Source organism: Collinsella aerofaciens (assembly GCF_901212495.1).
GTDB lineage: Bacteria > Actinomycetota > Coriobacteriia > Coriobacteriales > Coriobacteriaceae > Collinsella > Collinsella aerofaciens_H.
Map to the genome: position 1 here is coordinate 1 of NZ_CAAKNY010000021.1, position 13,891 is coordinate 13,891.

A 13,891-nucleotide genomic window follows, 5' to 3' on the forward strand; every position below is an offset into this window, starting at 1 on the left:
GTAGTCATTGGGGACGTTCTTAAACGACTAACCATTGGGGACAGTCTTTGTCGGATCGTCGGCTCGCCGGTCGGGTTGGCAAGGACTGTCCCCAACTGCCGACAGAAAGGGAACGTCCCCAACTGCCGGGTGGCGGGTGGCGAAAGAGCGTCCCTAGCGGTACTCATTTAAGTCTGTCCCCAATGAGTAGTTTCAGCCATTTAAGTACGTCCCCAATGAGCGCCTATGAGCGGCTAACGACTCGGTGTTGCGCTTGACTTTGACCCTACTTCAACGGGTACCATCCTCTCATGTCTGTAACGCCATATAGACCGAGGGGATAGATCTATGACCGCAACTGCACCCGCGGCGCCCGCTAAGGTGTACTTCACCAACCTGCGCACGCATGCTCGCGAGAGCCAGCTCGACAAGCTCAAGCGCCTCATCCGACGCGCCGGTATCGAGCAGATCGACTTTGAGAACAAGTTCGTCGCCATCAAGATTCACTTTGGCGAGCTGGGCAATCTGAGCTTTTTGCGCCCCAACTACGCCCGCGCCGTCGCGGATGTCGTGAAGGAGCTGGGCGGCAAGCCCTTTCTCACCGACTGCAACACGCTTTATGTCGGTAGCCGCAAAAACGCGCTCGAGCACATCGACACCGCCTACCAGAACGGTTTTACCCCGTATGCCACGGGTTGCCAGATTATCATCGCTGACGGCCTCAAGGGTACCGATGAAGCGCTCGTTTCGGTCGAGGGCGGCGAGTACGTGCACGAGGCCAAGATCGGCCAGGCACTCATGGACGCCGACATCGTAATCAGCCTCACGCACTTTAAGGGCCATGAGCAGGCCGGCTTTGGCGGCGCCATGAAGAACTTGGGTATGGGAGGCGGCAGCCGCGCCGGCAAGATGGAGCAGCATGCCGCCGGCAAGCCGAACGTCGCGACCGAGCACTGTGTTGGCTGCCGTGCCTGCGAAAAGATCTGCGCGCACAACGCTATCTCGTTCGACGACACCCGCGAGCGCGAGCTTGCCAGCGGCACGACTCGCACGGTGCACGTGGCTACCATCGACCACGATCGCTGCGTGGGCTGCGGCCGCTGCATCGGCGTGTGCAACCAGGACGCCATCAAGCCCGGCTATGACGCCGCGGCCGACGTGCTCAACTACAAGATCGCCGAGTATACGAAGGCCGTCGTCGACGGCCGCCCCAGCTTCCACATCTCGCTTGCCATGGATATCAGCCCCAACTGCGATTGCCATCCCGAAAACGACACGCCTATCGTCAACGATATCGGCATGTTCGCGAGCTTCGACCCGGTCGCCATCGACCAGGCCTGTGCCGATGCCGTCATGGCATCTGAGCCGCTGCCCAACACCGAGCTCACCGATAGCGCGGCCAAGATGGAGCACAATCACGAGCATCTGGAGGGCGAGCAGGCCAAGGATCCCTTCTGCATCACGCATCCCGACACCGACTGGCGCGCGTGCATCGCGCATGCCGAGAAGATCGGCCTGGGCACGAGCGAGTACGAGCTCATCGAGGTCAAGTAGCGACTAGCTATTGGACAAAACAAGCGCCTTTGTAGCGTAGGCTGAGCAAAAGCCGTCCGCGAGCACAGTGTCCACGGGCGGCTTTTCGGAAGTATGCGGCAAATTCTGAGACTACCGAGCACACGGCATTTTTTACTCATAAAACCGCAGGTAAATTAGGTGCGAAACAGGTGCCTGGTCGGCAAGTTCAGATTTTGCCGCATACTTCCGAAAAAAGAGGGTCAGTTAGAGCTGCAAATGTCGATATTCGCCTAAAACGTCCAGTTTTCCCAGCTAAAACGAGCTATCGTGCGAGGGTTCAAAAAGATTTTTTCGGCGCTGCCGCCGTCCACTGTGAGTGGTCAGTTTGGAACCGCGATCGGCGGATAACCAACTGGCGTTCGCTCGACAACGGCGATTTATTCGATTCTCAGAAAACCGTCCCGAGCGGCTTCTGTCGCCGTGCTTCACATTACGTGAACGATGAATGAATGAACTTTGATAGCTAGGGTCGATTTCCGATCTCAGCCGAACACATTGAGCAAATAGGCCGTTCCCGCACCTAGCCGAACGCCCCCGCGGCCCCTTCCTGGGCCCGGGGGCGCCGGTTTCCCAGTTGAAGGAACGGTGGAGATCGCCGCGCGGATCATGTTCGCGGTGGCAGCATCGCCGGATCAGCGCGACAAGTCCGAACTCATCGAGCGGTTCCTCGAGATCGCCGGCTTCGGGGAGGCGGACGCCCAGTTCGACATCGACCCGGCCGCGCCCGAGTCCGCGCGCAACTGGCGCAAGTTCGTGGCCGACTCCATGGAGGAGGAGATGTCGGGCATCATCAAGGCCGAAACGAGGGACAGGCAGCGCCACCGCGTGACCGACCTGCTGTCGGGGTTCTGCCGGAAGTACCGCAGTCTGACCGTCCGCTACCCCATCGAGCTTCCCGAGGACTAAGACAAGCCTCCCGTACAATAATAGAACATAAGTTCGCATAGCACAGGAGGCGCTGTTGTCTACAGATTCCAAATCAATCCGCTTGGTCACTGCCATCGTGGAGCGCCGCCCCGACGGCGAATACGTTCCCTGGGGCATCAAGTGGTACGACGGTACTGTCTATCCCTTCAAAGAGGTCGAGTCATACAAACCCCGCTCCTGGGCGTTGGGAAACGATCGCGCTTGCGAATCCTAGCGCGTGGCCCTCGCCGATAACAAGGCTCGCGAAAAGTGATCCCCGAATATCAATTCCCGATATCTGCCCATCAGTCCGATCTCCCGGACGGCATCAAGGTACCTCCGGCCTATGCACGGAAAGCTGTTGCGCGCTAGACATACTGACGCATACCGTACAAAACATCAGGTTTAACAGCCGGGGACGATCCCTCCTTCCGGGGATATCGACAAGGCGGCACCTATGTTGGCGGATTTGGTGGCGCGCTTTCGTGCAAGGCTTGGGTACGGCGTATAACTGGATGTACCGTGCTGGAGAGCTGCTTGGGCATTTTGTCCTGCATACGCACCTACTCAATCATAAGGACATCTTCCATTTGGAAGGAAATATCCTTTGTGGTATCGCGTAACGTTCCTTCCTATTATCAATAGCGAGAGGAGGAACCGTGGACGATAAGTTGTTGCGCATCATTCAGGAGCTCAGGCGTAGCCCGTCGGTTCCTGCAAGTGATTTATCCCGGATGCTTGGGGTGAGCACTCGTACCATCCGTACGTACATCTCTCAGCTGAATCAGCTTTTCCATAATACGGCGCGCATAGACATGAAACGCGGAGAGGGATACGAGTTATCGATTCTCGATAACGACGCGTTCAACGTGATCTTCAAAGCTGATGCCGATAGTACCCATGTCCTGCCAGACACGTCTAAGGGTCGAATTCGTTTCATTTTAAATGAACTGCTCTATCGAAACGGGTGGGTCACACTAGACCGCCTTGCCGACACCTTATATGTTTCAAGGGTGACGATTTCGAATGATCTCAAGGCCGCCGAGGACTATATAGGTCGTTTCGGGCTGCAGATCGAAAGAAAACCAAGACATGGGGTTCGGGTCATCGGTCCCGAGTTTATGCACCGTCTTTGCTTGGCAAGCCTTGCAATGGATGTCCCTTTTGGGGATGACCTCGTTGAAATTGCAGAGTGTGTCGATCAAGCTCTTGTGCAAAGCGAATTCCATATCAATGCGGTCGCATACCAGAATCTTCTTGTTCATATCGCTGTAGCAATCGAACGCATAAGAAACAACTGCTATGTGCCAATGGAGCAACTTCAGATCAAGGATATTAAGACGCGGCGCGAATACGCCATAGCCGAGACCATCGCGAGAAAAGTGGCAGCTCAATTTGATATTGGGATGCCGGTTGAAGAGGTGGCCTACATCGCAATTCATCTCGCTGGCAAACAGACTGTCGATATAGACGGGAAGGATGATGAAGGTTTCGAAATCTTAGGCGAAGCCTGGGGTGTTGCTGCGCAGATGATTGAGCGTGTATGGGAGTCATTCCGTTTCGATTTTCGCGAAGACTTCGAACTGTGTCTCAATCTGGCTCGTCATATCGTTCCTCTTTCCGTGCGACTGAAGTGCCACATGAATCTCGACAATCCTCTGCTGAGCGATATAAAAAGACGGTTTCCATTGGCGTATTCCATGGCGTCTGACAGCTCTTCCGTGCTGGCCGATAGGTATCGGCAAAAACCTTCTGAGGAGGAGATAGGGTATATCGCCCTTGCGTTCGCTCTCGCACTTGAGCGACAGAAAAACGGACAGAGCAAGAAGAACATCCTGATTGTTTGCGCATCGGGTGCCGGTAGCGCGCATCTGCTGGAGTATCAATACCGAAGTGCTTTCGGAGGCATGCTCGGAACGATTAGGACCTGTGACGCCGGAAGTCTCAACGCGGCAAGCCTGCACGATATCGACTATGTCTTTACCACTGTGCCGATTCGACAGAAGCTCGATATGCCTGTCTTCCACGTGAGCTCTTTTCTAGACGAGAGTGAAATCGGTAACGTTCAGCACATCCTGAACAGCGGCATTCAGGATGACGTCATCGACTCGTTCTTTTCTGAGGATCTGTTTTTCACCCACATGCACTGCGAGAGCAAGGAAGAGGTCATTTCTGAACTCTGTCAACGAATCGCCGACGTTAAACCAATCCCCGATGCATTTGAGTCCTCGGTACTGAGGCGCGAATCACTGGCTGAGACATCTTTCGGAAATCGTGTGGCCATCCCTCATCCCTTTGAGGCGGTGACGGATGAGACGTTCGTATGCATCGGAATCCTTGATAAACCTGTTTCCTGGAACACTCATGATGTTCAGGTTGTTTTCCTGTTGAGCATATCCAAGAAGCGCGATAAAAACCTCCAAGGTTTTTATCAGCGCACGGCCAAGCTGCTTACCAGTGAACACGACATCGACATGCTGATCAGCCATCAGAGTCTTTCGACACTGATGGGGCTATTGCACGGGCACTACGATCTATAGGAGGAGGGAGAATGGACGAGGATAAATATTTGGATGCGATGCAGATTATCTTGCATGCCGGCAACGCAAAGTCTTCCGCCCTTATGGCGATCGACTCTGCCGCCGACGGCGATTTTGAAGCTGCCGACGCTCAGCTTAAAGAGGCTCGAGACGAGATGCATGCAGCTCATGAAGTGCAGTTCAACCTGATACACGATGAAGCAAACGGCAACTCTGTTGAGGTGAACATCATCTTGGTGCACGCAGAGGACCATCTAACGATGGCGATACTCGCAAGCGATCTTGCCGAGCGATTCATCGATCTGTACAAGAACGGTACTAACTAAGCATTTTGTCCATAAGTGCGCAAGTGCGTGAGAACAAGGGAGAGAGACTATGAATATCATGCTTGCCTGCTGTGCGGGAATGAGCACATCACTTGTTGTGACCAAGATGCAGGAGGCTGCTAAGGCCCAGGGTAAGGACTATAAAATCTGGGCTGTTGAGCAGGGCCAGATTTCCGATGAGCTGGGTAATTTCGATGTCTTGCTGCTTGGTCCGCAGGTACGTCATATTTTACGCAAGGTGACGAAGATTGTTGAAGGGCGTGCTCCGATTGGCGTTATCGATCCCGTCTCCTATGGACGCTGTGACGGAGCTGCGGTTCTCAAGCAAGCTGAGGATCTGGTGGCGTCGTCCAAGTAGTTTAAAAATAATCCGCCGGCAGCTGGCACTGCCGGCGGACGCAACAAGCCATTTTGTGAAAGAGGGTGCTTTCTGTGGCAAAGTCGCACAAATTTGAGGATGCAATTCTTATTGTTGCGGAAAAGGTTGATGACAACAAGTATCTTGCAAGCATTAAGAACGCGTTTACAACTTTTCTGCCTTTTGTAATCGTCGGACCTCTCGGATCACTGCTGAATAACCTGATCTCATCACCGACAAGCGGGCTCGCTCAGTGGATTCCGTCACTGACGGCTCTCGGTCCGGCGTTCACGCTTCTGAATTACTGCACGATGTCGTTTATGACGGTTCCTATCATTTTTTTGGTAGCGACCAATCTCGCCCGCCGAGACAAAGTCCCCGAGCATATCACGGGTATCGTGTGCATCGCAGCATACATCAGCATGGTGCCCAACGTCATACCGGGTCCCGATGGAACGACGGTGTCTGGACTGGTAACGGGCATCTTGGGCGCTCAGGGTCTGTTCATCGGCATGATCAGCGCCGTCGTCTACTCTCAGCTGTTCGGCAAGCTGACGAAGATCGATCGCATCAAGATCAAGATGCCTGACTCGGTGCCTCCCGCGATCGCGACTTCCTTCAACGTCCTGCTTCCGATTTTGATTACGCTGCTCTGCTCTTCGATTTTCGGAATCGCATTCAAGAGCCTGACGGGTACGTATGTAAACGATTTTATCTATACGTTCCTGCAGACCCCTCTGGAGATCATGTTCCAGAGCCCCGTCGGTATCGTTCTCGTGGTTCTCATCTCGCAGCTCTTCTGGGTGTTGGGAATTCACGGCGGCTTGGTCATTTCGCCCATCCGCAATCCCCTGATGGCCGCCGCCATCGCGGCGAATATCGCTGCCGCCAGCTCTGGCACAGTGCCCGATCAGCCGGTCACCTACGGCTTCTGGATGAACTTCGTGGTCCCCGGAGGAGCGGGCTGCATCCTTTCCCTCATCATCGCGATCATGCTGTTCTCAAAACGCGACGATTATCGTGAGGTCGCGAAGTTCGGACTTCCCTCGACCGTTTGCGGTATCCCCGAGCCCGTCTACTTCGGCCTGCCCGTCGTGCTTAATCCGACGTTCGCGATTCCCCTTGCCATCACATCGCCCATCTCGACCGCGATTGCCATGTTCGCCACGAACATCGGATTCCTGCCGTGCAACACCGTTGACGTGCCCTTGGGTCTCCCAGTTCTGATCTCTCCCTTCATCAGCCACGGTTGGCAGGGCGTTGTGGTACAAATCATCTGCATCGCCGTCACGACTGCGATTTGGACCCCATTTGTGCTCATCTCCAACCGCCAGGCCAAACTGCAGCAGGAGAAGGAGAAAGAACAGGAGGCTGCTACCCTCGAGGAAGCAGAAGTCGACGCTACCTACGGAGTCAATTAGCCATGGACACCAGTATCGCTTTCCATCATCTCGAGTCTCCCTTTCCCGAAGGTTTCCTTTGGGGCGGGGCCATCGCCGGGAACCAATGCGAGGGCGCTTGGCGAGAAGGGGGCAAGGGCCCTACCGTTGCGGATGTTTCCCGCTATAAACCCGGCATCGACCCAAGGGATTACAGCGCCCAGCATGGAATTACATCCGAGGAGATCGCCCAGGCGATGCAAACGGATGACGAGCTTATGTATCCGAAACGACACGGCATTGATTTTTACCATCGCTATCGCGAGGACATCGCTCTATTCGCCGAGATGGGCTTCAAGTGCCTGCGCGTGTCCATTCAATGGGCTCGAATCTTTCCCATGGGCGATGAGGAAGAGCCGAACGAGGCCGGGCTTTCGTTCTACGAGAACGTGTTCAGAACAATGCGCGAACATGGAATCGAGCCGCTTGTAACGCTCCATCATTATGAGATGCCACTGTATCTTTCAAACCACTATCAAGGGTGGTACGACCGCTGTCTTGTCGACCTTTTCGCCCGTTTCGCGCGCGTGTGCTTCGAGCGATATAAGGGCCTTGTGAAGTATTGGATTACGTTCAACGAGATCGACTCGATTTTCAGGCATCCTTACGTGACCGCGGGGATCGTTCCAGACCGTTTCGCCGATGCCAACCTCGAAGAGGTGATATACCAAGCCGTCCACCATCAATTTGTCGCAGCCGCACTCGCGACGAAAGAGCTACACGAGATCGATCCTGATGCCTTGATGGGATGTATGATCACGCGGACCCTAACCTATCCTGAGAATTGCAATCCAAAGAACATGTTGCTTTCCCAGAGATCGAATCGCGAGAACTACTTTTACTCCGATGTTCAGGCCCGTGGAGCGTATCCAGCATTCATACTCGACTACTGGGACAAGCATGGCATCGATGTCAGATTCGAACAGGGTGATGAAGAGATTCTACGGTGCTACCCGGCGGACTTCGTCTCCTTCAGCTACTATATGTCGCTCGTCGATTCTGTTGATGCGGATGACCGAGAAAAGGTGTGCGGCAATCTGGCTACGGGCGTTAAGAACCCCTATCTCGATGTTTCCGAATGGGGTTGGCAGATCGATCCCGATGGCCTGCGCTACGCCCTTGTCGATATGTACGATCGGTACCAAAAGCCGCTGTTCATAGTCGAGAACGGCCTGGGTGCCCGTGACGTCGTCAACCACGACGGCTCTATCGATGACGACTACCGCATCGATTATTTCCGCCGTCATATCCGGGCTATCGCGGAGGCGATTGACGATGGGGTCGAGGTCATGGGATATACCTCATGGGGTTGCATAGACGTCGTGTCGACGTCGACGAATCAGATGTCAAAGCGCTACGGCTTCATCTATGTCGATCTAGATGATGACGGAAAAGGTACCTACGATCGCACCAGGAAGAAGAGCTTTTACTGGTATCGGAAAGTGATCGAGACAAACGGTGCCAGCTTGTTCTCTGAGGATGGAGGAGATGAACGATGACACTGCTCAAGCGCGTCAAGCGGTTGCCCGAGGGGTTTGTATGGGGGGCCGCCACTGCCGCCTACCAGGTAGAGGGGTCGACGGGCAAAGATGGCATGGGGAAGACCATGTGGGACGATTTTCTCGTTTCGAAGGGTCGTTTCCTGCCTGATCCCGCAAGCGACTTCTATCACCGATACCCAGAAGATATCCGCCTCGCTGCCGAGCATGGCATCAAAGCGCTGCGCATCTCGATTTCCTGGGCTCGCGTGTTTCCGAATACTGATGGTGACCCGAATCCCGTGGGCGTCAAGTATTATCACGAGTTGTTCGCTGAATGCCGCAAACATGGAATCGAGCCGTACGTAACGCTACATCACCTCGATTCCCCAATCGGAATGTTCAGTCGGGGAGATTGGCTGAATCGCGCCAATATCGATTCCTTCGTAAACTACGCACAGTTCTGCTTCGAGGAGTTCACAGAGGTCTCCCAGTGGTTCACGATCAATGAACCGATTAGCCTGGCGTTTATCCAATATGTTGTAGCTGAATTCCCCCCAGCCGATCTGTTCAATTTCTCGTCGTCTTTCCAGGCTATGCATAACATGGCGCTTGCCCATGCTCGCGTTGTCAAGGTTTTCAAGGAAGGCGGACATCAAGGACGCATTGGAGTCATACACGCGCTTAAACCCGTGTATCCAATCGTTGATACACCCGACAACCGACATGCCGCCGAGCTTTGGGATGCCTATCTGAATAGGTTCCTGCTTGATTTAACGTTCTTCGGCAAACTCACGGATCGCACCAGCGCACTCATTGAGGAGATATGTGGGGTGCAGGAGGCTTCGTTCTCAGAAGAAGACGGAGATTACGATGAGATGCAGGCGGCTGTTGGTCTCAACGACTACCTCGGCATTAATTACTATCAGCCGCAGTTCGTACAGGCCTATGCAGGTGAAAATCGTTCCAAGTACAACGCGACCGGCGAAAAGGGAACGACGACCCTCCGCATGAAGGGCATAGCGGAACTCGTCAAGAACCCTGATGTTCCGACAACCGACTGGGATTGGAATATCTACCCGCAAGGTCTGTACGACATTCTTCGACAGGTCGATGCGAACTATCCCGCCCATCCCGCGATTTACATCACGGAAAACGGCCTTGGAAGCAAAGACGTGCTGAACGCAGCCGGTGACTTTGTCGATGACGATGATAGGATCGACTTCATCGATCAGCATTTGGATGCTCTCCTGAAAGCTCGTGAAGACGGCGTGGACGTGAGAGGTTATTTCGTTTGGTCTCTCCAGGATCAATTCTCTTGGTCGAATGGATACAACAAACGCTACGGCCTTTTCTATATCGATTTCGAGACACAGCGTCGTGTCATCAAGAAGAGTGCCCTATGGTCGAAGGAGATCGCAAGCACTATTGACTAGAGCCGGTGATGACCTTATCACCGATACCTTGTGAATTTCTTCGGCCTGGCTTCGCGTAACCATTCCCTGCCCGATCTGATTCAGGACCTCCAGATTACCGCGGTACGCCGAAGAGCCCGCAGCCACGACAAGCCTCCCGCTCAATAATAGAACATAAGTTCGCATTGCACGGGAGGCGTCTTTGTCCGCAGACTCTAAATCCATCCGCCTAGTCACGGCCCTAGTCGAGTGCCGCCCCGACGGTGAGTACGTCCCTTGGGGAATCAAGTGGTACGACGGCACCGTCTATCAATTCAAAGAGATCGAATCGTACAGGCCACGCTCTTGGGTTCTCGGCAAAAATCGCGTTTGCGAATCCTGGCGAGTCGCTCTCGAGAACGACACCGCCCGCGAGATTTGCCATTACAAAGACAGCTGGTACGTGGTCCACGACCCGCTGAACGACCAGCCCGGCTTTGCGCCTCCAAAGCGAGCGCTAAGTGTGCTCCACACCCTTCCCGAGCTGGCTTTTTTCACATGGCGATGCTTCTTTTCCCATTGCACTGAGGTGCGGTACTCGATGCCATCAATTTCAATCATGGCGGCTCACCTCCAAACCTTCAGGAATGTAACATTCGAGATATACCCGCACATGGCGGCTTTCGCCGCGGTTCGGGTGCTCGCGAGAGCGCTCAAGCACGCACCCCGCCGCCCGCATCGCATTGGCGGTGCGGTGAACCTCATCGGGCAGACCTTCGAGACGAACCCTGACCATGGCAACCTCCTCGCAGGCTGCGCCGCTCCCGCGCGGCGCAGCCTAATCGTAAGGCTCAAAAAATGTCCTAAAAATTCTTGTCGAGGAAGTTGTCGACCGTGCTCCAGTAGAGCTCGGGGTCAACTTGCGCACTCTTGGCGTGGGTGGCGCCATGGATGGTGAGCTTTTGCTTGACCTTGCTGGCGCACGCGTCGTAGTTTTGGTCGAGCATGCCGTACGGCACAAAGGTGTCCTGGTCGCCGTGGATAAACAGCATGGGAACCGTGGCGTGTTTGAGTTGCTCCACACTGCTTGCCTTATGAAAGTCGTAGCCTGCGCGCACGTTGCACACCAAGTTTGCTACATCGAGCAAGGGAAAGCTGGGCAGGCCGAACACGTCCTTGAGCTGCAGAGAAAACTCGTCCCAAACACTCGTATAACCGCAGTCCTCGATAATGCATTTCACGTTTGCGGGCAGAGGTTCCCCCGCGACGTTCATGGCGGTTGCCGCACCCATCGACTCGCCAAAGACCAGGATGCGCGCCTCGGGGTCGGCCTGAACGATTTGCCCGATCCATGCGACGATGTCGAGGCGCTCGGGCCAGCCCATGCCGATATAGTCGCCGCCGGAACGCTCGTGGGCGCGGGCGGCGGGTGCGAGTACGTTCATGCCGCGGTCATGGAATCGTTTGACGTATCGGGCCATACCGATGGGCTCGTTGGTATATCCATGCAGGCAGACGGCGTAGTCGTGCGTGCTCTCCGACGCAGCAAAATACCAGGCGGCAAGCTCGGTCCCGTCGTCCGCGGTGAGGCTGCTGCTCTCGCGGTTTTCCTTAAACCACGCCCGCGCCTCGGTCTCCTCGACGTCCATCTGCTCACTTTCTTTGGCGTCTTTGCCGTCCTGCATCATCTTCATGGTGTACGGAGCACGCGGGTTCAGGGCAAAGTCAAACAAAAAGTTGCCGGCAAACCCGAGCGCCGCGGCAATGAGTACCGTAGCAACGGCCAGACCGATCTTGAGCCCTCGGTGGGGGCGTGTATTTTGAGCCATTAGTCGCTCTCCTATAAGATGTTAATACCTCAACATTTAAAACAAGCGCATTATGGACGTTCGCCGTTGATGCGTCAACAAGCAAAGAATGGGTAAACAAAGGGTCACGTAAGGTGCAAATTTCGCACGTATCCAGACGCTTTGATATAGTGTTGAGAACCATTTACGTTGGAGGATGTAACCGGCATGTCCGATTCGAGCGATAGTTCCAAGCCGCGACCTAAGGCTGCGGCCGTTCCGCAGTACACGGTGGGCGAGGAGATTATGAACTCCGTCACCCATGGTGTCGGATGCCTGCTGGGCATTGCAGGCCTCGTGCTTCTGATCGTATTCGCTGCCCTGCGCGGCGGAGGACCGGCACATATGGCCGCGGCGATCGTCTACGGCGTCAGTATCATCCTCGAATACTTGGCCTCCACGCTTTACCACGCGATTCAGCCCGCGGGTGCCAAGCGCGTGTTTCGCATCATCGACCACAGCTGCATCTACCTGCTCATAGCCGGCAGCTATACGCCGTTTTGCCTTATCACGCTGGCAAACGACGGCGGGGCCATACTGTTCTTTGCCGTGTGGGCCATCGCCATCATCGGCATCGCACTCGAGTGCTTTTTGCGCGAGCGTCAGCCACACTGGGTAAGCGGCTTGGTCTACCTGCTGATGGGCTGGCTTGTCGTCTTTAAGCTGCCCGCGCTTGTGGCGCTGTTGAACCCCGTCGCGCTTGCCCTGCTCGCCGTCGGCGGCGTGTGCTATACCGTGGGCGTGCCGTTCTATATCGCCAAAAATGTGCGCTATCTGCACAGTGTTTTCCACTTGTGGGTGCTTGCCGGCAGCATCTTCCAGTTCATGGCAGTGATCCTCTTCGTAATCTAGCGATCGCGCCCACGACCCCGTTCGCGCGGTCGACCGGCGCAATTGCGCTGTTCGCTACCTACGTCTCCTGCCAACGTCCCGAATCTTGGAGGTTCGAGAAACTCCCGATGGACATAACCATCTCCCTCATTACCACGCTCGTCCTGACGCTTATCAACGGCTACTTCTCCATGTCCGAGATGGCGCTCACCACGGCCAAGCGCGCCGTGTTGGAGCACGATGCCGAGGAGGGCGATAAGCGCGCCGAGCGTGCCGTCCAGCTCGCCGCCGATTCCGATCAGCTGTTGGCCACCATCCAGGTCGCCATCACGCTCGTGGGCTTTGCCTCGTCCGCCGTCGCGTCGACGAGCCTGTCCGACCCTCTTGCCGCGTGGATCATGAGCTTTGGCATCGCACCGCTTTCCGCCATCGCGCGCGGCCTGGCGCCGGTCATCATCACCGTCGCCGTCGCTTTTGTGTCCATCGTGATCGGCGAGCTCGTGCCCAAGCGCATCGGTCTCGCTAACGCCGAGGGCGTATCCAAGCAGGTCGTGGGACCGCTCTCCGTGTTCCAAAAGATCGCCCATCCGCTCGTGTGGCTGACCGGCGCTTGCTCCGATGGCCTGGCCCGCATCCTGCGCATCAAGAGCGCCGATGACCGTCAGAACGTCTCGGAGGAAGAGATCAAGTACATGGTCTCGGAGCAGGACGACCTGCTCGACGAGGAAAAGCGCATGATCCACGAGATCTTCGACCTGGGCGACACCGTTGCCCGCGAGGTCATGGTGCCGCGCGTGGACACCACCATGTGCGAGGACGACGAGACGGTCGCCGACGTGCTGTCCACCATGCGCCAGACCGGCTTCAGCCGCATCCCGGTGTATCACGAGGACCCCGACAACGTCGCGGGCATCGCGCACATCAAGGACCTGATCCAGCCCGCGCTCGACGGCAAGGGCGACCAGCCCATCGCCGATTATCTGCGCGACGCCACCTTTGTGCCCGACACCAAGGATATCCTGCCGTTGCTGTCCGAGATGCAGACTTCGCACGACCAGATCGTGGTCGTCGTGGACGAGTACGGTGGCACGGCCGGCATTATCACCATCGAGGACATTGTCGAGGAGATCGTCGGAGAGATCGAGGACGAGTTCGACCCCGACAACAAGTATCTCACGCGCCTCTCGCGCCGTGAGTGGCTCGTCGATGGGGGGTTTT

General features: G+C 55.7%; 14 protein-coding genes. 11 read left to right on the top strand and 3 right to left on the bottom strand.

The features are described from left to right. Nucleotides 1-327: 327 nt before the first annotated feature. The 9 genes from SFLMC1_RS02395 to lacG all read left to right on the top strand — a co-directional run bounded on the left by SFLMC1_RS02395 (nucleotide 328) and on the right by lacG (nucleotide 10,037). Complete coding sequence (locus SFLMC1_RS02395; RefSeq protein ID WP_152074486.1) at nucleotides 328-1,533, top strand: DUF362 domain-containing protein; 1,206 nt, start codon at nucleotides 328-330, stop codon at nucleotides 1,531-1,533. A 606-nt stretch (nucleotides 1,534-2,139) separates the two neighbouring features. Then, nucleotides 2,140-2,460 (top strand): hypothetical protein, encoded by a 321-nt coding sequence (locus SFLMC1_RS02400; protein ID WP_152074487.1) that lies wholly within the window; start codon nucleotides 2,140-2,142, stop codon nucleotides 2,458-2,460. A gap of 55 nt (nucleotides 2,461-2,515) precedes the next feature. Continuing rightward, a complete protein-coding gene (locus SFLMC1_RS02405; protein WP_152074488.1) occupies nucleotides 2,516-2,695 on the top strand; it encodes a hypothetical protein in 180 nt (59 codons plus the stop codon). A gap of 424 nt (nucleotides 2,696-3,119) precedes the next feature. Further along, nucleotides 3,120-5,000: a BglG family transcription antiterminator gene (locus SFLMC1_RS02410; RefSeq protein WP_152074489.1), complete on the top strand. Its 1,881-nt coding sequence runs from the start codon at nucleotides 3,120-3,122 to the stop codon at nucleotides 4,998-5,000. An 11-nt stretch (nucleotides 5,001-5,011) separates the two neighbouring features. Next, a complete protein-coding gene (locus tag SFLMC1_RS02415) occupies nucleotides 5,012-5,326 on the top strand; it encodes a PTS lactose/cellobiose transporter subunit IIA (RefSeq protein ID WP_152074490.1) in 315 nt (104 codons plus the stop codon). A 49-nt stretch (nucleotides 5,327-5,375) separates the two neighbouring features. Then, nucleotides 5,376-5,684: a PTS sugar transporter subunit IIB gene (locus SFLMC1_RS02420; protein WP_152074491.1), complete on the top strand. Its 309-nt coding sequence runs from the start codon at nucleotides 5,376-5,378 to the stop codon at nucleotides 5,682-5,684. 74 nt (nucleotides 5,685-5,758) lie between these two features. Further along, nucleotides 5,759-7,105, top strand: a complete 1,347-nt coding sequence (locus SFLMC1_RS02425) for a PTS sugar transporter subunit IIC (protein WP_152074492.1) — start codon at nucleotides 5,759-5,761, stop codon at nucleotides 7,103-7,105. Between the two features lie 2 nt (nucleotides 7,106-7,107). Then, nucleotides 7,108-8,622, top strand: a complete 1,515-nt coding sequence (gene ascB / locus SFLMC1_RS02430) for a 6-phospho-beta-glucosidase (RefSeq protein ID WP_152074493.1) — start codon at nucleotides 7,108-7,110, stop codon at nucleotides 8,620-8,622. Next, the gene (gene lacG, locus SFLMC1_RS02435; RefSeq protein ID WP_152074494.1) at nucleotides 8,619-10,037 is read left to right on the top strand and encodes a 6-phospho-beta-galactosidase; all 1,419 of its coding nucleotides are present in this window, start codon (nucleotides 8,619-8,621) and stop codon (nucleotides 10,035-10,037) included. Before ascB ends, lacG begins: the two co-directional genes overlap by 4 nt. 402 nt (nucleotides 10,038-10,439) lie before the next feature. On the opposite strand, the gene SFLMC1_RS02440 is transcribed toward lacG, so the two are convergent. The 3 genes from SFLMC1_RS02440 to SFLMC1_RS02450 all read right to left on the bottom strand — a co-directional run bounded on the left by SFLMC1_RS02440 (nucleotide 10,440) and on the right by SFLMC1_RS02450 (nucleotide 11,824). Next, nucleotides 10,440-10,616, bottom strand: coding sequence for a hypothetical protein (locus SFLMC1_RS02440; protein ID WP_187323829.1), 177 nt, complete (start codon nucleotides 10,614-10,616; stop codon nucleotides 10,440-10,442). Then, on the bottom strand, nucleotides 10,609-10,791 hold the full coding sequence (locus SFLMC1_RS02445; RefSeq protein WP_152074495.1) for a hypothetical protein: 183 nt from the start codon (nucleotides 10,789-10,791) through the stop codon (nucleotides 10,609-10,611). Before SFLMC1_RS02445 ends, SFLMC1_RS02440 begins: the two co-directional genes overlap by 8 nt. Nucleotides 10,792-10,858: 67 nt before the next feature. Beyond that, entirely contained in the window at nucleotides 10,859-11,824 is a 966-nt protein-coding gene (locus SFLMC1_RS02450; RefSeq protein ID WP_152074496.1) for an alpha/beta hydrolase, read from the bottom strand. Nucleotides 11,825-12,010: 186 nt separating this feature from the next. On the opposite strand from SFLMC1_RS02450, the gene trhA reads away from it, so the two are divergent. Then, nucleotides 12,011-12,694: a PAQR family membrane homeostasis protein TrhA gene (trhA, locus tag SFLMC1_RS02455; RefSeq protein ID WP_187323830.1), complete on the top strand. Its 684-nt coding sequence runs from the start codon at nucleotides 12,011-12,013 to the stop codon at nucleotides 12,692-12,694. A gap of 107 nt (nucleotides 12,695-12,801) precedes the next feature. Further along, the coding region (locus SFLMC1_RS02460; RefSeq protein ID WP_154063896.1) for a hemolysin family protein at nucleotides 12,802-13,891 on the top strand (1,090 nt) is incomplete at its 3' end.

Excerpts from the sequence above, each read along its gene's own strand:
- SFLMC1_RS02395 (WP_152074486.1), top strand. The coding sequence starts at position 328 with ATGACCGCAACTGCACCCGCGGCGCCCGCTAAGGTGTACTTCACCAAC.
- SFLMC1_RS02415 (WP_152074490.1), top strand. The coding sequence starts at position 5,012 with ATGGACGAGGATAAATATTTGGATGCGATGCAGATTATCTTGCATGCC.
- SFLMC1_RS02420 (WP_152074491.1), top strand. The coding sequence starts at position 5,376 with ATGAATATCATGCTTGCCTGCTGTGCGGGAATGAGCACATCACTTGTT.
- ascB (WP_152074493.1), top strand. The coding sequence starts at position 7,108 with ATGGACACCAGTATCGCTTTCCATCATCTCGAGTCTCCCTTTCCCGAA.
- lacG (WP_152074494.1), top strand. The coding sequence starts at position 8,619 with ATGACACTGCTCAAGCGCGTCAAGCGGTTGCCCGAGGGGTTTGTATGG.
- SFLMC1_RS02440 (WP_187323829.1), bottom strand. The coding sequence starts at position 10,616 with ATGATTGAAATTGATGGCATCGAGTACCGCACCTCAGTGCAATGGGAA.
- SFLMC1_RS02445 (WP_152074495.1), bottom strand. The coding sequence starts at position 10,791 with ATGGTCAGGGTTCGTCTCGAAGGTCTGCCCGATGAGGTTCACCGCACC.
- SFLMC1_RS02450 (WP_152074496.1), bottom strand. The coding sequence starts at position 11,824 with ATGGCTCAAAATACACGCCCCCACCGAGGGCTCAAGATCGGTCTGGCC.
- trhA (WP_187323830.1), top strand. The coding sequence starts at position 12,011 with ATGTCCGATTCGAGCGATAGTTCCAAGCCGCGACCTAAGGCTGCGGCC.